This window comes from Calderihabitans maritimus (assembly GCF_002207765.1).
Taxonomy (GTDB): Bacteria; Bacillota; KKC1; order Calderihabitantales; family Calderihabitantaceae; genus Calderihabitans; species Calderihabitans maritimus.
Window position 1 is genome coordinate 23,613 of the sequence record NZ_BDGJ01000016.1, and the last position, 18,465, is coordinate 42,077.

The following is an 18,465-nucleotide window of genomic DNA, read 5'->3' on the forward strand; positions in this document are numbered from 1 at the left end:
TCAAAGCCATTCGGGTAACGGGCGGGAATATTAAATAAAATAATACTATAACAGGATAATATTTCTACACTAGCGAATATTTTGATTAGCGAGGTTTTTAGATGTGGCAGCGGTGAGGGAGAGACACAAAGGTGGGTTGGCTAATATGGAAAGGAAATCTGTTTGTAAAGGTGTCAAATTAGTAGTTGGACTGTTGCTCTTACTGGGGCTGGTCGCCTGCAGTAATAATACCTCCGGCAATGATGTGGTGGCGGTGGTTAACGGCCGGGAAATTACCCTGCAGGAAATAAGGCAGGAAATTAGAGAAAGAGAAGTCAGCCTGCAAATGAGTCGCAGGGTGCAGCAATTGTCTGGAGAAGATGAGGAGAACAACTCTTTTAATCCTCAGGATTATATAGAGCAATATATTCGCAACATAGGCTTGGATCCCTCCTCCTTAACCGAGGATGAAAAACGTTATTTTCGGCGGATGCGCCGCAGCATGGCTCCCCTGGATGAAAATCAGGCGTTCAATCTCTTGCTACGCCGGGAAGTGCTGTATCAGGAAGCAAAGAGGCAGGGTTTTGACGTTAGTTTAGAAGAAGCGCGGAAGCTGTTAGAAGAAGTAGACGAGATGTCTGAAAAGAGTTATAAACGAGAGGGTAGTTGGGAGAAGGTTCTCGAGCTTGAAAAAGAAGCCTGGCAGGCACTGGGCTATCGTTCGAGGGAGGAATGGAAAGAATCAAGGATTCCCCGGATTGCCAGAAGCGTGGCTATTAAACGCCTTAAGGAAAACTTTGCTAGTAAACTGGGTGAAAGATATCCTGAAGTAAGAGGGTTTGAGTTTGAAGTATTGAGGGAAAATGCTTGGGAAGATTATACGGAAAAACTTATTCGACGGGCGAATATAAAAATAAAGCGAGACGGTTTTGAAATAACATTTTACGGTAAAGAATAAATGCTTTAGCCGGAGTTTTACAGCAGGGATTTCCTTGTTAATGCCGAATATTATTCCGATCTAAATATGGTGGCGGGGGAGAGGAAATGAGACTGGTAACCTTCGACCCTTTTCGCACCCTGGGAATACCCGGGGTGCTGTACATCAAACCGGAAATGATTTTTAGCCGGCGCAGGGAGATTGAAGAGGCCGACTGGGTTCTGTTTCCCGAATACTGGCAGGTCAACGCTCTGGTTTACGGCTTGAAAAAGCGTATCTTTCCCAGCGTGAGTTCCTACCACCTGGGACACGACAAGGTGGAGATGACCAGGGCTCTCTGGGCGGTATTCCCTGAATATGTCCCGCATACCTTGATCCTGCCCGGCGGGGCGGAGAGCGTGGAAAAAATTCTTGATGAGATGACTTTGCCTTTGGTTGTCAAGGAAGTCAGGAGTTCCCAAGGAAGAGGCGTAAGACTGGTTGAGACCGAAAGAGAGCTTCTGGCTTATGCTGAAACTAACAAAATTCTTTATGTTCAGGAGAGGCTGCCCATTGACCGGGACCTGCGGGTGGTTTTCGTGGGGGAAGAAGTCCTTACTGCCTACTGGCGGATAGGGGGAGAAGGTAATTTTTATAACAACGTTGCCCGGGGCGCCAGGGTTTCCTTCGAAGATATTCCGGAGGAGGTCCTGAGGGTGGTAACGACAATAGCGCGTCACTTTGAAATCAATCATGCCGGCTTTGACGTTGCTTTTGTCGATGGCCGTCCCTATATACTGGAGTTTAACGTGCTCTTTGGCAACCAGGCTCTCCGGGAGAGGAAGGTCCCGCTGGAAGAAAAAATACTGGAGTATCTGAGAAAATACACGCCCACGTTTCCGGTTACCCCCAATTTTCCTATCAAAAAAGTCTCTTAGTAAATTTGACCTCGATATTTTCCTTTCCCAACTGGAAACCAAATCCTCAAGTCAGACCCTAACACCTGGTCGTAAAGTGGCCGGGTGTTTTCTGTTTGTATTCCGACTTATATGTCGCAACATGAAAACTATTTCGGAACTTAGGTATTGACAAATGAAATTATATACTGGAGACTTATAGTAAGTACTCACTCATTAAACCTTCATCAATCACTATAGGGAGTGATTTGTTTGTGCGCCAAAAAGAGAGATACCCGTAAGATCATTTTAGATGCGGCGCTGAAGTTGTTCAGCGAAAAAGGGTTTTCTGCCACTACTACCAGGGAGATTGCCTACGAAGCAAGATGTGCCGAAGGAACCATTTTTCGTTATTTTCCCACCAAAAAAGATATATTGATTTCCCTTGCCCGGCCCGTTGCTCTGCACGGACTGAAGCAGGTGTTTGAGGACCTACCGGAGACCAATGACGAAACAGTCCTACAAAATATTATGGAAAACAGGCTGAAAGTAATATCTGAGAACATGAAATTATTGAAAGTCATCATTACGGAAGCACAATTCCATGAAGAGATAAGGAAGGAAGTTTATGAAAATATCGGAGCTGAAATCTTAGGGGCTTTAGCCGGTTATATTGAAAAACGGATAGCTAAGGGGATTTTTCGTCCCCTTGATTCCGTGATTGCCGCGAGAATTTTTGGGGGAATGTTTCTGTCTTTCCTTATTTCCAAGTACATGTTGCCTCCGGAAAAATTCGATGAAGAAGATCAAAAAGTATACCTTCAGGAAATCGTTAATATCTTTTTGCATGGCGTTGTTAAGAAAGAGGGAGATAACACATGAAGTATTTTAAAAAATTAGCGTTATTTTTGCTTATTTCCGTGCTAGCTACCGGTTGTGCATTACTAGAGAAGGATGACAACGGTAGAATGGAGGCGTCGGGAACCATTGAGGCTAATGAGGTCGTAGTAGCAGCGGAAATAGCGGGTAAAGTAATTTCGTTTAGTGTGGGCGAAGGACAATTTGTACAGTCTGGACAGGAAATAGCTCGCATTGATGATACAGTTTTACAGTGGCAGGTAAAGCAAGCGGAAGCTGCGGTGGCGGCCGCTGAGGCCAGGTTGGGGGAAACCAAAAAAGGCAGCAGATTAGAACAAATACGGCAAGCCGAAGCTACAGCGGCCCAGGTTCGGGCTTTGGTGGAAGGGGCCAGGAAAGCCCTTCTCACGGCGCAGAAAGACTATGAAAGATTAAAAGAGCTTTATGAAGAGGGGGCGGTTACGGAACGACAACTGGAGGCAGCCCGGGCTAAAGTATATGCAGCCCAAAGTCATTTGGACGCTGTCTCTTCCCAGTACCGGGCGGCCAGGGAACAATCAAAGCTGGTTAAGGCCGGTGCTACCAAAGAGACTATTTCTGCCCTGGAAGCAGGCCTTGAACAGGCTGTAGCAGCCTGGAAAATTGCTAAAGCCCAGCTGGAAAAGGCAGTAATAAAGGCGCCCGCAGATGGTGTGGTTACGGAAAAACTCATTAATGAAGGTGAATTTGTTAATCCCGGCACCCCGTTAGCCGTTATAACCGACCTTGACCACCTTTGGCTGGAAGTTTATATTCCTGAAGCAGAGTTAGGAAAGGTAAAAATAGGACAGGCCGCCCGCGTATCTGTCGATGCTTTTCCCGGTGAGACGTTTAAAGGAAAAGTAACCTATATTTCACAGGAGGCGGAATTTACCCCTAAAAACGTACAGACCAGGAAGGAAAGGACCAATATGGTGTTTAGGGTGAAAGTAGCCCTGGAAAATGCCGGCGGTAAGCTTAAGCCCGGTATGCCGGCTGATGTGGTGTTTGTCGAGTAGGGGGTGAGCTTATGGAGTATGCCATTAGAGTATCGGGATTGACCAAGGATTTCGGCGAAAACAGGGTTGTTAACAACCTTTCTTTTTCCATCAAGCCCGGCAGTATCTTCGGCTTTCTCGGCCCCAACGGATCGGGAAAGTCCACTACCATTCGTATGCTGTGCGGGATCTTGACTCCTACTGCGGGTACCGGAGAGGTGTTGGGCATACCGTTGGAAGAGGGAGAACGGATTAAGCAACAGATAGGTTACATGTCCCAGAAATTCAGCCTCTATGAAGATTTGACCGTAGAAGAAAACCTGAGGTTTTATGGGGGAATTTACGGCCTGAAGGGACAGAAACTTACCGGCAGAGTTAGAGAGCTGGTAGAGCTTGCCGGGCTAGTTGGCCGGGAGAGACAACTGGCCGGGACCTTGTCCGGGGGATGGAAGCAGAGACTGGCCCTGGCGGCCGCTCTGGTACACCGTCCCCGGCTGCTTTTTTTAGACGAGCCTACTGCCGGAGTTGACCCCCTGTCCAGAAAGATTTTTTGGGACCTCCTGTACTGGCTGGCCCACGAGGAAGGGGTTACCATCCTGGTTACTACTCATTACATGGATGAAGCCGAAAAATGTGACGTGGTCGGTTTCATATTCCGGGGCAATCTCATGGATTTCGGAACTCCGGAAGAAATTAAGGCCAGGCACGGTCTCGATTCTCTGGAGTCCGTATTTATTGCCTGCGTAGAAAAGGAAGGGCCGGGAGCAGATTTCGCCCGCCGGGGGATGATGAAATGAAGTGGAACCGTATAAGAGCCATCATTTGGAAGGAGTTTATTCAGATTCGCCGGGATAAACCCAGTCTGGCCATCGCCCTGCTCCTTCCTTTAGTAATGATGCTTATCTTCGGTTATGCGGTGAATACCGATGTGGACAACATTAAGACCGTGGTATTTGACCAGGATATGTCCTCTTCCAGCCGAAGGCTGATTCAGAGCTTTGAAGCCACTGGAACCTTTAACGTGGTCGGCCACGTTTTCAGTTATGAAGAGTTACGCAACAGTATTGACGGCGGATATGCCAAGGTGGGACTAGTGGTTCCACCGGGTTTGGGTCGGGATTTGTACAGTGGTAAAAGCGCCTCCCTGCAAATTATTATTGACGGTTCAGACCCGCTGGTAGCCACCAAGGCATTGTCCACCGCCCGCATGCTGGCTCAGGCCAAATCCTTTGTTATCCAAAAAGAGAGATTGCAAAGCAGGGGAATTAATGAAAAATCATTGAAGATGCCTATCGATTTAAGAAGCAGGGTTTGGTACAATCCGGACATGGAAAGCATAAAGTTCAACATTCCGGGGCTGGTCGGCGTCGTACTTCAGAATATCACCGTCATGCTTACGGCTTTTGCCCTGGTAAGAGAACGGGAGAGAGGGACGCTGGAGCAACTGATTATCACTCCCATCAAGCCCGCTGAACTTATTATCGGGAAGCTCATACCTTATATATTCATCGGACTCTTTGATGTTTTGCTGGTGATTACTGTAGCGGTCTTTTGGTTTGATGTTCCAATAAAGGGAAGTTTTCTGTTGTTAATGTCGTTGGCCCTGATATTTTTGTGGACGGCTCTAGGATTTGGTCTAATGATTTCTACCGTAGCCAGGACCCAGCTTCAGGCCATGCAGGCTTCTTTTGCCTTGATATTGCCGAGTGTACTCCTGTCCGGGTTTATGTTCCCCCGGGAGTCCATGCCGGCGTTTATCTATTTTATCGGCAACTTTATACCCATCACCTATTTCCTGCGGGTACTGAGGGGTATCATATTGAAAGGCGTGGGTATAGAGTTTCTCTGGACCGAAGTTGTGTGGCTTGTTTCCATGAGCGCGGGAATATTCTTGCTTTCACTGCTACGATTTAAGAAAAAATTGGATTAGGTTTTTATTTTTTCTTTCTCCAATGGAAAAATGCGGAAGGAAATCGATTAACGGTGATAAAACCATAATCTATGCTTTCTGGTTAAAGGTCGGTGTCGCCCTTTTAATTGGTTTGATACTGGAATTGAGCATGATAGTCAGGAAAAATTTTTTTTTTGGGAATGAATAAAAAGTTTTTATAATCATCGTTTTTACTTTCACCTGGACTACTGTTGGTATTGCCCTGTCTTTGGCTCCTGCGGTTTTGTCCATGAACAAAGTGGATTATGCCGGCAGTTCGATTACTGATATAGAATTTATACTATCTATTACTAAACCTGGAAAGGTAAGGAACGAATGAATTTCCAATGACAGGAAAGTAGATAAGGATGATTTGGGTGGTCGATATTTAGTCTATGGAAAAATTTCCATGTCTAAGGAAAAATCCTTCTCACATTAAAAACTGGGGATAAATCATTACTCCATTTATCAAAATGTTTTTCCAAACGAAATACGACTACGATTAATGAAAGCTAACAATGAGGTGAATTCTCATGGCGAAACGTTTCTTCTCATTATTTATAATTTTGATTATTGTAGATTTGTTATCTGGTTGTACCGCTGGGGTACAAAACGTAGGCAACATACCGATATATCCTAACGCTGAATTGGTACGTAAAACTGAACAGGAAGTTACATTTCTTGTAAATAAGGCTAGTTTAAGTCTGTTTAAAAAATTCTACAAGAAAAAAATGCCCTTATATGGGTGGAAGTTGATTGATGAAGGGGCTGCTCATTTAACTTACACAGATGGAAAACGCGAAGTAGTAATAACATATTCTTTTCCTCGTCCACCTTTTGAGGATTCTGTTATTTTAGATACATATACAGGACGTATAAATGCGTTTAGCCCGAAAAATCCTTCACCGTTGATAAGGATTATATATTTGACAAGTAAAGATGAGTGAGATTGACGCTAAAGCTTCCCGCTTGGCACCTGGTTACAAGTCCTGGTCAAGGAAGTATTGGACAGCGCTAACTGGCGGCGTTTCTACCGCATAGGTTTGGTGGGAAAGTTACCTGGGGTGTAGCTATTGACAGAAGCTTTAGCTTCAGGGTCAATGAAGAACTTGGAACAAGATTCCCCAATTGGCCGGCCAAGAAAGGGGAAACCAGTATGCTCAATATCCTGATAGCCGAAGACAACCGGGAGGCACCTTACCACCATCAGTTCAAAACCTTTTGTCGTCTTTGTTACGGTAGAAAGCAAGTTTGCCGTGGAAGCCTTTGAACTGGATACGGTAGATTACCTGCTAAAACCCTTTGACAGGCCCAGGCTGAGGAAAACCATGGCCAGAGTCAGAGAACGAATGGCTGCCCGGGCTGCCATGATAAACCGGAAGAAGCCTAGGTGTTTTTTGATTAAGACACCAAAGCTTTTCATTCAAACGAAAGGAGAGATCCGGGTAATCAATATCAGCGACATTATTTTCGTAGAAACAAGTCCGGACAAGCGTACTATCATCCACACCGTAAAAGGAGTGTGTCAGAGCAGGAAGTGGATCAGTTAAATGTTCTTGGTAAAAACAAAATAATATTTGGTGAATATACAGAGATACAGGATGGGCCATTATATATTCTCTTTTTGGTCAGGGAGATGGAAAGGATACTATTGAGATCAGTAGAGTCCAAAATATAAAGTACATTGAAAGATTTAGACAACAAGTGTTCGAAAGGTTTAGTTCCGAAATAAAAGAGGCCATAAAGTAATTGTAAAAGTAATATTACGATCATGTGGGAACTATCTTGAGTTTACTAGTCTAGCCTTTAATTTTAAGGCTAGGCCCTTTGTGGTCGCCCAGTATGTCTGTTGAGCCGATGGGTTGAAAGAAACCCTGTCTTCTAACCAGCTATGTTTTTAATTAAGTTAGAATTATAAGTAGTATATAGGAGGAAATTATCTCATGAATTGGAGTTATCTCGCGCTTTTTGGAGGGGTAAGCCTAATTTTAGCAACTAACTATTTTCATGAGGGACGAATTCCCAGAAAGCTTACTAAATTGTTATTATTAATTTGTATTCCCCTTGGAATGGTCACATTTTTAATTGTTGAACAGGGTCAAATTCGGTTCCGAGATTTATGGGATTTTGCTGGAATTGTTTTGTGGTCCTTATTTTTATACTCCATTGGGATAACTGGAGTAGGTTCTTATTATCGGTCTTCACAGGCATTATTTCTTGCAGGAGGATTATCACTAGCTTTGGCATTTTTCAGCGGATTTTCGATTGGATTTTTTGTGTTCCTAATCGGTTGTGCACAGGTTTTAGTTGCAGCAAGTCTATTATGGTTGGCAAAAAGTAAAAGGAATTAACATCCTTGGTTCTGTAGTGACCCCGTTTTGTCAACACCTTTTACGACATTTGTTCATGGGTTTGTCTTTATCACCATACTTGAATAAGTTAAAGTCAAAGTGGCTGTACTTACTTACCCCTCAAGAAGTCAAGTCAGCTACATACTTTTTTCGAGAATCCAGCTGATGATATTGGTATGAACATGATATAATATACATAATATTGTTGCTATTGTGCCGAATTAAAAGACGCCGACACAAAGATGGTACCATACGTGAATATCTTCAGATCGTAGAAACCAAACGCATTGACGGTAAGATTCGCTGCCTCTGTATTATGGTTTTGGAGGTAGAATTATGGCCCTTAATAGTATTAGTGAAGTCGTGTGGAGCATTAGTAACTTAATACCACTAGTATTGCTTATAGTGTTGCCAGTCTGGCTGATAATAAAAATTAATTCGATAGACAAAAACATTAAAAAGTTATTACAAAAACTCGAAAAATAAAGTGCTGTGTATCTAATGGAAGATGCGTATTTCTTTTGGTGGCTATACTCAATTACAGCCTAATTCGCGTTATATATTGTTCATAAGCAGCTGGTCTGAGACAATTGGAGCGCGGTGGATAATCGTCGATGGAAAGTATAATATTGATGGGACAGACAGAAAAGAAGCCCAGAAAATGGGTAATAACCAGAGATACAGGAAGTTTAAAGAAGCTGTCATGCGGAGATTTAAGTAGGATGGGGGAGCCGTATTCACCATACCAAGGGCATGACCCTTTATGCGAGTAACGGCCACCTCGACCGCCCTCAAAAAGCCGGACAAAGTAATGTAAAGGAAAAAGGCCCCACCCTAAATTCTACAAAAAGGCCTCCCACAGCCCTGGTTAATCTAGCATTTCCTACCATAAGCCCCACTGTTTATATTTAGAAGGTTTGCGATTATTTGATCAAGTCAGACCCTTTATGTGCACACAACCTTCGAAGTTTAGTAAGTTCGTTGGAAATCGACAAAGAAAAAGGCCTTTAGAATGAAATTTATTGGCGTGGATTTGGCCTGGAAGATCGAACCAGCTCCAATAGAAAACCGGTGCGTTTAACAATTAGGCCAAGGAATACTACCCCGGGTTATTTGACTTTTGCCCCTAATGTTGATGGTGACTGAGTGATGAAGGATGTGGTTTCATAGAAGGAATAACGCTGGCCAACAAGGCACCCAACAACAATTACTAAACAAACCAGAAGGCAAGAGAGAGAAGCAGTGGTACAGGGTGGCGGATTTTAGCGGTTGAACCTTATAGTTTGGTACTTAAAGGTATTGTTGATGTAAGCTTGCCTTAATCCGCCTTACTGAAGCTTAACGTGCCGACGATCACCAGTACAAAGGCTACGGCCATCAAAACCAGTATATCAATGGAAAGATTCCAGCGCACAAGCCCTGCTTGGCGGGCTATCTCCAAAAGGGACTTTTCAATCCCCTGACCAAGCTTGATTACCGTACCGGAGAAAACCACAGTGCGGATAGCATCCACTCCGTAAGTGAGTGGGTTAATCACCATGAGGCTTTTCATCCATTCCGGGGCAGTATTTATGGGAAACATGCTGCCGCTTAGAAAGTACAGAGGCATAATTAAAAAGTTCATAATCATTTGGAAGCCCTGCATGGATTCCATCCGAACGGCTATTGATACGCCCAGACTGGTGATAGCAAAGCTCATCAAAAATGACAGCAGAATAATCTTGGTTATTATCCAAACCGAGAGGCTAATCCCCGCAAGGGGTGCCAGCACAATTAAAATGGCCGATTGGATAGTGGCCACTGTAGCCCCACCCAGCACTTTGCCTACTGCTACTGCCCAGCGGGGAACCGGTGCTACCAGCACCTCTTTCAAAAAGCCAAATTCCCGGTCCCAAATGATGGACATTGCGGAAAAGATGGAGGTAAAAAGAACAGACATACCAATGATACCTGGATACATGAAACGCAGGTAGTCCATCCCTGCCGGGGCATTGTTCAAATTCATACTGGCAGTAATACCTTTGCCCAAAATCAAAAGATACAGGAGGGGCTGTCCTACCATTCCCACCATACGAGATCTTTCACGAATAAATGTTTTGAATTCCCGCAACCAGATGGTATAAATCACCTTTAAAGATAGCACCTTCAATGCCTCCTTACCCTGTAACGCACATTCTGCCGGAAAGCCTCCCGGCCGGAAATCTCTTCGCTCCTGATTGTTCTTCCGGTAAGTTTGAGAAATACGTCATCAAGACTTGGTTCCTTCACCTGGATGGACCGGATACGGCCCTGAAACTCAGAAACAACTTTCGGTACAAATTCCGCTCCGTTTGGCACCGTAAAATGATACTCTCCTTGTAATTCTTGGACTTCTACGTTATAACGGGATACCAGCTCTTCCTTCAAACCATTATCACCCCGAACCACAATCTTGTCGCCGCCCAACCTCCGCTTCAAGGTGGCCGGAGAGCCGATGGCCTGAATTTTACCGTAATCTATCACCGCAATACGGTCACAATTTTCCGCCTCGTCCATGTAGTGGGTTGTCATAAACACCGTAATGCCGATCTCATCCCGCAATTTTCTCACGTGATCCCAAATTGCATTACGCGTCTGGGGATCCAGGCCTACAGTTGGCTCATCTAGAAACAACACTTTGGGATGATGCAGGAGACCCCGGGCAATTTCCAGCCGTCTTTTCATGCCTCCAGAAAAAGTTTTTACCAGAGACTTGCGCCGCTCAATCAGGTCTACAATTTTCAACACATGGTTAATTCGTTCCTCTCGCAATTCCTTGGGCACGTTGTAAAGCATGGCATGAAAATAGAGGTTTTCCTCTGCGGTCAGCCTGTTATCCAGAGAAGGGTCCTGAAAAACTATCCCAATGGACTGACGCACCTGGGTAGGCTGCTTCACTACATCGTACCCGGCCAGTTCCACCGTACCAGCGGTGGGTTTTAAAAGAGTGGATAATATTTTAATAGTGGTTGACTTGCCGGCTCCGTTGGGCCCCAGAAAGCCGAAAATTTCACCCTCATTGACGGAAAAGTTTATACCATCTACGGCAGTAATCTCCCCAAACTTTTTGACCAAGTTTTCAATCTTAATGATACTCATCGGTCATCTTTCCCCTGCTCAGTAATTTCCAAAGCAGCCCTTATTTCCTTCAAACCCTCTATCATCGCCGCTGCTTTATCTTCCGAGAGGTGGGAAACCACCTCGGCTATTTGCTGCCGTATCCGCTCCCGGACTTGGGCAAGCTGGTCTTCAGCATCCTCGCTAAGAAACAATCGCACCCGTCTTTGGTCAGCGGGGTCTGTTTTTTTCTGTATCCATCCCTTTTTTGCCAGCTCCTTAACCGCTTTGGAAATATGGGATTTGGCAAAACCGGTTCTGCGCGCCAGTTCACTGACCGTAACGCCCGGTTTCCGTTTGACCTGTCCGGTAATCATTATCGTGGTGAGCGGAAGCTGATGTTCGGTTAAAATCTTCTTTATCTGCTCGGCCAAACCGCGGTTGACCTCCCGCAGCAGTTCGATCAGCATATCATGCGTGTGAGACATAATTCTACCGCCACCTTTTTCACCATTAGTTTTCTGAAGAACGTTCTCTAATAAACAATTATACAAGATTTATAAGGATAATAAATATAAGCCATAGTTTCGCTTACAACTTTGTTTCCAGTTGAGTAATTCCGAGGTATACTGGTGACCTCAAAAGGCCTGGAGGTTTCCCGAACGTTTCAATTAGCGGCACAATGACATCAGGCGGGTCCTTCTATCGGAGTGTTTTTGTTGAGGGATACTCGCCCTTTTCATATCCTTATAATTTTTCAAACTTCTATAAATAAAACTCTGGCTCATCTACCCTTTATTCCTGAAAGTTTTGCAGAACCGTTTGCCTTAAATTCTGTTTCTCTCCTTCAGTCATCAGTAATTCCATTAAGTAACCTATTAAAATGATTCCGGGAATGTTTATCAACCATCTTGTTACGGCAAACGCACGGCCTAGGGCAGATATTTCAAACAGGAACATGGGTATTTTCAGGGTGGACCAAGCTCCCAAGAAAGTGATTACATTGGAGAGTTTTGCTCCCTTTTTTATCATAACAACCGCTACGGGGAACGCGCCATATAGGGGACCGGCAGCAGCCGCCCCTAAAAAAATACTCAGAACTATCCCTGTCAGCCCTGAGTTGTCGCCCATGAGTTTAATAATGGTTTCACGAGGCACCCAGGCGTCAAGGAGCCCAAGAAGGATAAAAATAGGCGGGAGCACGGAGAGCATCTGCTTGAAGTTTATTAAGGTGTTTGTAGCTGTTTTTTGGCCGTTTTCAGGACTTATTAAGGCAATTATCAAGTCGAACAGCAGGATAAACAGTATCCATTTATAACGCTTAAAATTGGTCATGCCAACAACACTCCCATTGCCAGCGCCACCATAACGGCGTAGATAAAACTCAAACCGTTTCTCAAAAAAGCCAACCTTTTGCCGAAAAACTTTATCTCCATTGGCATGGTAACCACGCCCACCATCATCAGCGTAGAGACAAAAGCGGCAATGGGAATCAATCCGGCTCCTTGGTTCAGTAGAGAGGCTGCTAAGGGAAAGGCGACGAAGCCCGGGATCAAGGTTATTGAACCTACTACTGACGCTAGGGCTATTCCCCAAATCCCCGCTTCGCGGCCGATGAATTTACTTATGACTTCTGGAGAAATAAAGGTCATCACCAACCCGATAATTAATAGTACAGCTGCCAGGTCCGGGAATATATTCAAAAATGCTTTGTATGATTTGGTTAAAGCCGATTTCGTTTTTTTTCTATCGGCTATAAACGAGACTGTCAGGCTCAAAATTGAAATTACATATAAGATAAAAGTAAAAGACACGGTACCACCCCCCTGGTTTATGTAAAGTGGAAGGGAGGCTTCAGCTTGCCTCCCGTAAAAAGTATACCGGCGCTAATTCAAGCGGGACGGTTCAGCTTCTTTTTTCAGGCGGGTAACGTTTCTCAAAGTCAGCCAGGAACCCTTCCAGTGAAGCTTTTTTCTTTCGAATACGCATTGCCCATGCTTTAAGGTAACTTTCCCCTTCCGGCGTGAGGGAGTATACCTTGCGTGCTGGACCGCCGCTGCCGGGTTCGAGCCTGGATTCCACCATGCCTTCTACTTCCAGGCGGCGTAGGTGACGGTAAACCACTGCCGGGTCAGGCTGGACTTCAAGGTAGGAAAGTTCGGCCAGCCTTTCCATCAATTCATATCCGTGGGCCGGGTTGTCCTTTAATAAAAGCAACAGGCAAGGAATGAGAAAACCCTCAAGCCGAGGCCCGTGAGAGTGGCAGCATGGACCGTGAAACTGGTGCGTTGACCCTCGATGGTTACACATGATTTCCCCTCCCGGAATACGTTTTGACTACTATTGACATAGTATCACTAGTGACACAATGCTGTCAATGCTTTTTTCCGCCGGTGAGATTAGCAAAACTAAAAACTTTTTTGCCGGTACTGACAGGAGAAAATCAACGGAAGAATTTCAAGCCGGGGACGGTTCTTAACTTGAATAACTAATACTCCCGAGTAAGTTCTGACCCTCACGGAGATCAATCCTTTTTTCTGGGTTGTAACATAGTCAATTGCTTCCTGACAATCAAATATGGACCTTAACTGATATGCTTATAAAATGATGCTTATCTTCGGTTATGCGGTGAATATCGATGTGGACAACATTAAGACCGTGGTATTTGACCAGGATATGTCCTCTTCCAGCCGCAGGCTGTTTCAGAGCTTTGAAGCCACTGGAACCTTTAACGTGGTCGGCCGCGTTTTCAGTTATGAAGAGTTACGCAACAGTATTGACGGCGGATATGCCAGGGTGGGACTAGTGGTCCCACCGGGTAGGAATATTCTTGCTTTCACTGCTGCGATTTAAGAAAAAATTGGATTAGGTTTTTATTTTTTCATTCTTCAATGGAAAAATGCGGAAGGAAATTAGAGAGGGAAAACGAAAGCTTAATCGCGGGTACCTTTAATTTTTGCTAAAATAAGGAAGGAAGCGGGTTTTACGGCTGGGAGGGAATACCATTGTTTAAAAAGCTAGTCAAGTTATCGCTAGTTATAGCTCTGGTATTTGTTCTCTTTGCCGGCCAGGTGTTAGCCGGCGACGTTTTACACCGTTTGACTCACGGGGACCAGTATGCTTTGATCCTGGGTTCAGTTCTTGAGGTAAATGAGGGCGAGATTGAGGTCGAGGTCAAAAAAATATTATCAGGTCGGAAAACCCCTTCCCGGGTGGCCGTGGAACTGGGTAATTATCCCCTTACTTTTGATTTAAAGCGGGGAGACCATGTAATTATTTCGGTAGACAGGTTCAATAAACAGTTTACGGTGAAATGGGGGATTTTCAAAGTTTCATCGGATGACTACTCCACTCTTGAAATTATTGACAGTGACCTGTATCCGGGAGATTTGGCAGCCCTCCAGCATTATATCAATAGTGGGGGAAATGATAATGATTTTGTTTCCATCAATGGCAGGACCTACTTAAGAAATCCCGATGGAACTCTTGCCCAGATCTATCCCCCGACGGGCCGGGGGATGGGTAATAGTAAAGATCAAACCGAAAAAAAGCTTGAGCCAATGGGCTACAAAGATAAAATGTTTCTTGCCAGCTGGCTAAATTTCATAATCTACGGAGCTATTATAGTCTTTGTCATTAAAAGTTTTCAAGAAATTCTCCGAACCAAAAGTGTTGTTCTGGTCAAACCGCTACTATATGCCTTAGTTATTGCCGTGTTGCTCTCGGTCCAGGGGATGATTTTGAACGGGATTAACGGTGATAAAACCATAATCTATGCTTTCTGGTTAAAGGCCGGTGTCGCCCTTTTAATTGGTTTGATACTGGAATTGAGCTTGATAGTCAAGAAAAAATTTTTTGGGAATGAATAAGAAGTTTTTATAAATTGAGGGATCAAAAATGCGATACAAATGGATGCTAGTTATGGCGTTTTTGAGCGTAATACTCTTTGTATCCGCTTGCGCCGGGTCCGGGGAGCAGGCCTCGCCCGCGGAAGAAAAAGCGAAAACCCCTGCTGCGCAGGTAGGTGCTGAAGTCACTATGTATCTAAAGAATTATCCTAACTTGGAGATGCGGGATTTGGGGGTGTACTTGTCTTCGCCGTCGGAAGCGGAGGTGGTCATGGAATTCAATAAGGCTGTGGACAGAAACAGCTTGGAGCAGGCCCTGGCCAGGGTCGTACCACCGGAAGAGTTCAGTTTGACCTGGCTAAACGATCGAAAGGTCGTTGTCACTTTTAATACTCCGGCGGGCGAGGAACGGGCTTATACCTTGTTCCTGGAGCAAGTCAAAGACCGGGATGGATTGGTTTTGAGTATGTCCGAACCGGTTGAACTGAGGATTGTGCCCGACGCAAAACTGCGGGTGTTCAACCCCGAGACTAAAGAGCAGAAGGAAAAAAAGATTGCTCTTCCCGGCAGTTATGCCGGCGGGGTAGTCTCCCCTGACGGTACTCGTGCCGTCTGCTGGGAACCCAGCAGTTTTGTAGGGGACGGCATCAGCTATCGCTACTGGCTCCAGGACCTGCTGCAAGGGGATAGAGTTCTTTTAACCGAGGCGGTTAAAACTACCGTCAAGTGGTACCCGGACGGGCGGCGGTTTCAATTGGGCAGTATTACCTACTCCGCCGCAGGGGAAGAGCTCGGCAAGCTGCCGGTGGAGGAACTAAAGAGCATACTTGGTCTGGATGTGGCGAACCATGGAGAAATGGCTTACCTGTACTACCGTCTTGAAAAAGGTAACAGGACGGTTGTGGACCTTGTGTATCAGTTCGGTGAAGACTGGCAAGTCCTGGAGGAGTTCAGCTACCCGCTGGTTACAGACAGTTTATTTTATCTGCGAATGGACCCGTCCTTCGATCCCTCGGGAGAAAAGCTGGCGGTGGTGGAAAACCCTTCCGTGGGAGGAAATCTTTCGTTGGCCCGGGCTTCCCTTCTGGATTTGAGAACGGGAGAAAAAACGGTCCTGGCTGAAAATTCCCTCAGCGTCTCCTGGTCACCCCGTGGTGACTACCTGGCGGTACTCATGGGACGCGGTGGGGTGGAGGTACTGACCCCCGGTGGGGAAATCGTGACCCGGGTACAGGAAAATTACTATAGAGAGATATTGGGCTGGAGCCCGGACGGTAGTTACTTGTTGCTGAAAGGGAGGAAGGATTTCCGCTGGTGGGCCGCAGGAGGAATTTTAAATGTTGCGACCGGGAGGCTAACGGTTGTAACCGGTGTTCCCCTGGGCTTTGATGCGAATGGCCTGGTCTACCTGCTGGGTATTTAAAGCCCCTCCGTTTGGTAGGCATAATTATATTGTATAAGAAAATGCCTGATGTTATTTTGCGCAGAGTTTAATAAATCCGTTTCTGCCGAAGATACCCATGGGACGGTTTGGTAGATGTAGAGACATAGTTGGTGCTGTTGTTTACCTTTCAAGTGAGGAAGCGGGCGTGATAACGGGGCATAACTTGATTATTGTGGTGGTTGGACGGCGGTTCATCTATCAGCTCACAAGGAACTAAATGAAAGAGGGTGTTAGTTTGAATTACTTAAAATTTTCTTTTTGTTTCCTTTGATAATTGTTCCCGTAGCGTTTTTGAGGTGGTTAACTGTAGATATTTTAGTTGACATAAACTGGGCTCTATGTTAATATACCTTTGAAAAAATTTATATAGAAGTGCCTCATCTCGACCGAGGTGAGGTAGAGGAGCGGAGTGTCAAGAGTACTGCCGGGGAGACCGGGAGTTTGTGATCCGGTAGGAAAGGGGCCTTCGCCGAAGTTTCAAAGCTGCGCCGGGCTTTGAAACTGGGCCTGCGCTGAACAAGTGCAGGACTGTCACCAGAGAAGTACCTGGGTCTCTGGTGGAGCACTATCTCACACAGGAAAGAGATGAGTGTTCTTCGCCGGAATTTTACGGCTATGGGGAATGCTCATAGCCGTTTTATTTTTGTTAACAGACGTCTTGCTCAGGCAATAAACTATACAGAAGAGGAGTGTAACCATGAAGTTTCACGGTACCATGAAAGTAAATGAACAGGGACACCTGGAAATTGGGGGCTGTGACACGGTTGATTTGGCCCGAGAATTTGGGACCCCCCTTTATGTTATGGACGAGGTTCTAATGCGGGAAATTTGCCGCCAATATAAGTCGGCCTTTGTGGAAAAGTACGGGAATGCCGAGGTTATCTACGCCAGCAAAGCTTTTCTCACCAAAGCCATATGCTGCCTTATGCAGGAGGAAGGTTTGGGACTGGACGTTGTTTCGGGTGGTGAAATATACACGGCTCTACAGGCCAACTTCCCTCCTGAACGCATGTACTTCCACGGGAATAATAAGAGTGCTTCGGAATTGACCATGGCTCTGGAAGCCGGAGTCGGACGTATAGTAGTAGACAATTTCTATGAAATGGAAATGCTTGACCGTTTAGCGGGAGAAATGGGGAAGAAGGCAGAAATTTTACTACGCATAACGCCTGGAGTAGAAGCTCACACCCACGAGTACATTAAAACCGGCCAGATTGATTCTAAGTTTGGGTTCACGCTGCCTAACGGGCAGGCCCTGGAAGCGGTAAAAGCTGCTTTAAAGAAGGAAAATCTCGTATTACACGGCCTTCACTGCCATATCGGATCGCAAATCTTTGAAATGGATTCCTACGCCTATACGGCCCGGGTAATGATGGACTTCATCAAGGAAATTCAAAAAACAACCGGCTGGACCGCCGGGGAACTGAACCTGGGCGGTGGCTTTGGAATCTACTACGCGGATGGAGACGAGCCCGCAACCATCACTGATTACGCCGATGCGGTTTTTGCTGCACTCCGGGAAAAAGCAGAAGAGCATGACTTGCCTGTTCCCAAGGTTATCGTGGAGCCGGGAAGGTCCATAGCGGGTCCGGCGGGCAGCACACTCTACACCGTCGGATCGATTAAGGAAATTCCGGGAGTGCGCAAGTACGTAGCTGTTGACGGGGGAATGACCGATAACATTCGCCCCGCGCTATACCAGGCCCGTTACGAAGCGATTATAGCCAATAAGGCTGATCAACCTCCGGCGGAGGTAGTGTCTATCACCGGTAAATGCTGTGAATCCGGGGATATGCTGGCGTGGGACGTTCCTCTGCAACCGGCGGAACCGGGCGACATCTTAGCCATGTTCTGCACGGGAGCTTACGGTTATACCATGTCCAGTAATTATAACCGGTTGGGAAGGCCGGCCGCCGTACTGGTAGCCAACGGACAAGCCGATTTAATTCTCCAGCGGGAGACTTACGAAGACCTGGTCAGAAATGATGTAATTCCCGCGCGTTTTCGGAAATAAAAGCGTCCCTTTTAGGGACGCTTTTAAAGTGGTAGGAAGTAAATTACCAGGGTTAAAAACTGCCGAATAAAAGATAGAAATATGTAGTTGTTTATGGTATAATATCTACATGAAACTCAGTGAATGGGCAAGAAAACA

Annotated in this window: 19 protein-coding genes and 1 riboswitch; of the genes, 13 read left to right on the plus strand and 6 right to left on the minus strand. The window is 45.6% G+C overall.

Annotated elements, in window-relative coordinates; genetic code table 11:
- The first annotated feature begins 145 nt into the window (after positions 1-145).
- The 9 genes from KKC1_RS02435 (at position 146) to KKC1_RS02475 (ending at position 7,946) form a co-directional block, all read left to right on the plus strand.
- Positions 146-937 (plus strand): SurA N-terminal domain-containing protein, encoded by a 792-nt coding sequence (locus KKC1_RS02435; protein ID WP_088552918.1) that lies wholly within the window; start codon positions 146-148, stop codon positions 935-937.
- Between the two features lie 86 nt (positions 938-1,023).
- Complete coding sequence (locus KKC1_RS02440; protein ID WP_088552919.1) at positions 1,024-1,833, plus strand: ATP-grasp domain-containing protein; 810 nt, start codon at positions 1,024-1,026, stop codon at positions 1,831-1,833.
- A gap of 231 nt (positions 1,834-2,064) precedes the next feature.
- Positions 2,065-2,673 carry a TetR/AcrR family transcriptional regulator gene (locus KKC1_RS02445; protein WP_192868041.1) on the plus strand — a complete coding sequence of 203 codons (609 nt, stop codon included), beginning with the start codon at positions 2,065-2,067 and terminating at the stop codon, positions 2,671-2,673.
- Complete coding sequence (locus KKC1_RS02450) at positions 2,670-3,686, plus strand: HlyD family secretion protein (RefSeq protein ID WP_088552921.1); 1,017 nt, start codon at positions 2,670-2,672, stop codon at positions 3,684-3,686. Before KKC1_RS02445 ends, KKC1_RS02450 begins: the two co-directional genes overlap by 4 nt.
- 11 nt (positions 3,687-3,697) lie before the next feature.
- Positions 3,698-4,462, plus strand: a complete 765-nt coding sequence (locus tag KKC1_RS02455; protein WP_088552922.1) for an ABC transporter ATP-binding protein — start codon at positions 3,698-3,700, stop codon at positions 4,460-4,462.
- Positions 4,459-5,595, plus strand: a complete 1,137-nt coding sequence (locus KKC1_RS02460) for an ABC transporter permease (RefSeq protein WP_088552923.1) — start codon at positions 4,459-4,461, stop codon at positions 5,593-5,595. The genes KKC1_RS02455 and KKC1_RS02460 overlap by 4 nt, the downstream gene beginning before the upstream one ends.
- 533 nt (positions 5,596-6,128) lie before the next feature.
- Positions 6,129-6,542, plus strand: coding sequence for a hypothetical protein (locus KKC1_RS02465; RefSeq protein WP_088552924.1), 414 nt, complete (start codon positions 6,129-6,131; stop codon positions 6,540-6,542).
- A gap of 309 nt (positions 6,543-6,851) precedes the next feature.
- Entirely contained in the window at positions 6,852-7,145 is a 294-nt protein-coding gene (locus KKC1_RS02470) for a LytR/AlgR family response regulator transcription factor (protein WP_088552925.1), read from the plus strand.
- Positions 7,146-7,538: 393 nt separating this feature from the next.
- The gene (locus KKC1_RS02475; protein WP_088552926.1) at positions 7,539-7,946 is read left to right on the plus strand and encodes a hypothetical protein; all 408 of its coding nucleotides are present in this window, start codon (positions 7,539-7,541) and stop codon (positions 7,944-7,946) included.
- A gap of 1,318 nt (positions 7,947-9,264) precedes the next feature.
- On the opposite strand, the gene KKC1_RS02480 is transcribed toward KKC1_RS02475, so the two are convergent.
- The 6 genes from KKC1_RS02480 to KKC1_RS02505 form a co-directional block, all read right to left on the minus strand.
- Entirely contained in the window at positions 9,265-10,089 is an 825-nt protein-coding gene (locus KKC1_RS02480; RefSeq protein ID WP_088552927.1) for an ABC transporter permease, read from the minus strand.
- A 2-nt stretch (positions 10,090-10,091) separates the two neighbouring features.
- Entirely contained in the window at positions 10,092-11,063 is a 972-nt protein-coding gene (locus KKC1_RS02485) for an ATP-binding cassette domain-containing protein (protein WP_088552928.1), read from the minus strand.
- On the minus strand, positions 11,060-11,509 hold the full coding sequence (locus KKC1_RS02490) for a MarR family winged helix-turn-helix transcriptional regulator (protein WP_088552929.1): 450 nt from the start codon (positions 11,507-11,509) through the stop codon (positions 11,060-11,062). The genes KKC1_RS02485 and KKC1_RS02490 overlap by 4 nt, the downstream gene beginning before the upstream one ends.
- A 307-nt stretch (positions 11,510-11,816) precedes the next feature.
- Positions 11,817-12,356 carry a permease gene (locus tag KKC1_RS02495; RefSeq protein WP_088552930.1) on the minus strand — a complete coding sequence of 180 codons (540 nt, stop codon included), beginning with the start codon at positions 12,354-12,356 and terminating at the stop codon, positions 11,817-11,819.
- On the minus strand, positions 12,353-12,835 hold the full coding sequence (locus KKC1_RS02500; RefSeq protein ID WP_088552931.1) for a permease: 483 nt from the start codon (positions 12,833-12,835) through the stop codon (positions 12,353-12,355). Before KKC1_RS02500 ends, KKC1_RS02495 begins: the two co-directional genes overlap by 4 nt.
- Positions 12,836-12,926: 91 nt before the next feature.
- Positions 12,927-13,331 (minus strand): PadR family transcriptional regulator, encoded by a 405-nt coding sequence (locus KKC1_RS02505; RefSeq protein ID WP_088552932.1) that lies wholly within the window; start codon positions 13,329-13,331, stop codon positions 12,927-12,929.
- A 297-nt stretch (positions 13,332-13,628) separates the two neighbouring features.
- Between KKC1_RS02505 and KKC1_RS02510 the strand changes: the two genes are divergently transcribed.
- From KKC1_RS02510 to lysA, 4 genes are all read left to right on the plus strand, one after another.
- A complete protein-coding gene (locus KKC1_RS02510; protein WP_368731547.1) occupies positions 13,629-13,874 on the plus strand; it encodes an ABC transporter permease in 246 nt (81 codons plus the stop codon).
- 152 nt (positions 13,875-14,026) lie between these two features.
- The gene (locus KKC1_RS02515; RefSeq protein ID WP_088552934.1) at positions 14,027-14,890 is read left to right on the plus strand and encodes a hypothetical protein; all 864 of its coding nucleotides are present in this window, start codon (positions 14,027-14,029) and stop codon (positions 14,888-14,890) included.
- 28 nt (positions 14,891-14,918) lie between these two features.
- Positions 14,919-16,292, plus strand: coding sequence for a TolB family protein (locus tag KKC1_RS02520; protein ID WP_143288659.1), 1,374 nt, complete (start codon positions 14,919-14,921; stop codon positions 16,290-16,292).
- A 410-nt stretch (positions 16,293-16,702) separates the two neighbouring features.
- Positions 16,703-16,889: riboswitch (Lysine riboswitch) on the plus strand.
- A gap of 121 nt (positions 16,890-17,010) precedes the next feature.
- Positions 17,011-18,327, plus strand: coding sequence for a diaminopimelate decarboxylase (gene lysA, locus KKC1_RS02525; RefSeq protein WP_088552936.1), 1,317 nt, complete (start codon positions 17,011-17,013; stop codon positions 18,325-18,327).
- Positions 18,328-18,465: the final 138 nt, after the last annotated feature.

Bases quoted from the DNA above. Each gene is read 5' to 3' on its own strand.
- lysA (WP_088552936.1), top strand. From the start codon at position 17,011: ATGAAGTTTCACGGTACCATGAAAGTAAATGAACAGGGACACCTGGAA.
- KKC1_RS02465 (WP_088552924.1), top strand. From the start codon at position 6,129: ATGGCGAAACGTTTCTTCTCATTATTTATAATTTTGATTATTGTAGAT.
- KKC1_RS02510 (WP_368731547.1), top strand. From the start codon at position 13,629: ATGCTTATCTTCGGTTATGCGGTGAATATCGATGTGGACAACATTAAG.
- KKC1_RS02505 (WP_088552932.1), bottom strand. From the start codon at position 13,331: ATGTGTAACCATCGAGGGTCAACGCACCAGTTTCACGGTCCATGCTGC.
- KKC1_RS02440 (WP_088552919.1), top strand. From the start codon at position 1,024: ATGAGACTGGTAACCTTCGACCCTTTTCGCACCCTGGGAATACCCGGG.
- KKC1_RS02520 (WP_143288659.1), top strand. From the start codon at position 14,919: ATGCGATACAAATGGATGCTAGTTATGGCGTTTTTGAGCGTAATACTC.
- KKC1_RS02435 (WP_088552918.1), top strand. From the start codon at position 146: ATGGAAAGGAAATCTGTTTGTAAAGGTGTCAAATTAGTAGTTGGACTG.
- KKC1_RS02475 (WP_088552926.1), top strand. From the start codon at position 7,539: ATGAATTGGAGTTATCTCGCGCTTTTTGGAGGGGTAAGCCTAATTTTA.
- KKC1_RS02490 (WP_088552929.1), bottom strand. From the start codon at position 11,509: ATGTCTCACACGCATGATATGCTGATCGAACTGCTGCGGGAGGTCAAC.
- KKC1_RS02460 (WP_088552923.1), top strand. From the start codon at position 4,459: ATGAAGTGGAACCGTATAAGAGCCATCATTTGGAAGGAGTTTATTCAG.
- KKC1_RS02455 (WP_088552922.1), top strand. From the start codon at position 3,698: ATGGAGTATGCCATTAGAGTATCGGGATTGACCAAGGATTTCGGCGAA.
- KKC1_RS02450 (WP_088552921.1), top strand. From the start codon at position 2,670: ATGAAGTATTTTAAAAAATTAGCGTTATTTTTGCTTATTTCCGTGCTA.
- KKC1_RS02485 (WP_088552928.1), bottom strand. From the start codon at position 11,063: ATGAGTATCATTAAGATTGAAAACTTGGTCAAAAAGTTTGGGGAGATT.
- KKC1_RS02495 (WP_088552930.1), bottom strand. From the start codon at position 12,356: ATGACCAATTTTAAGCGTTATAAATGGATACTGTTTATCCTGCTGTTC.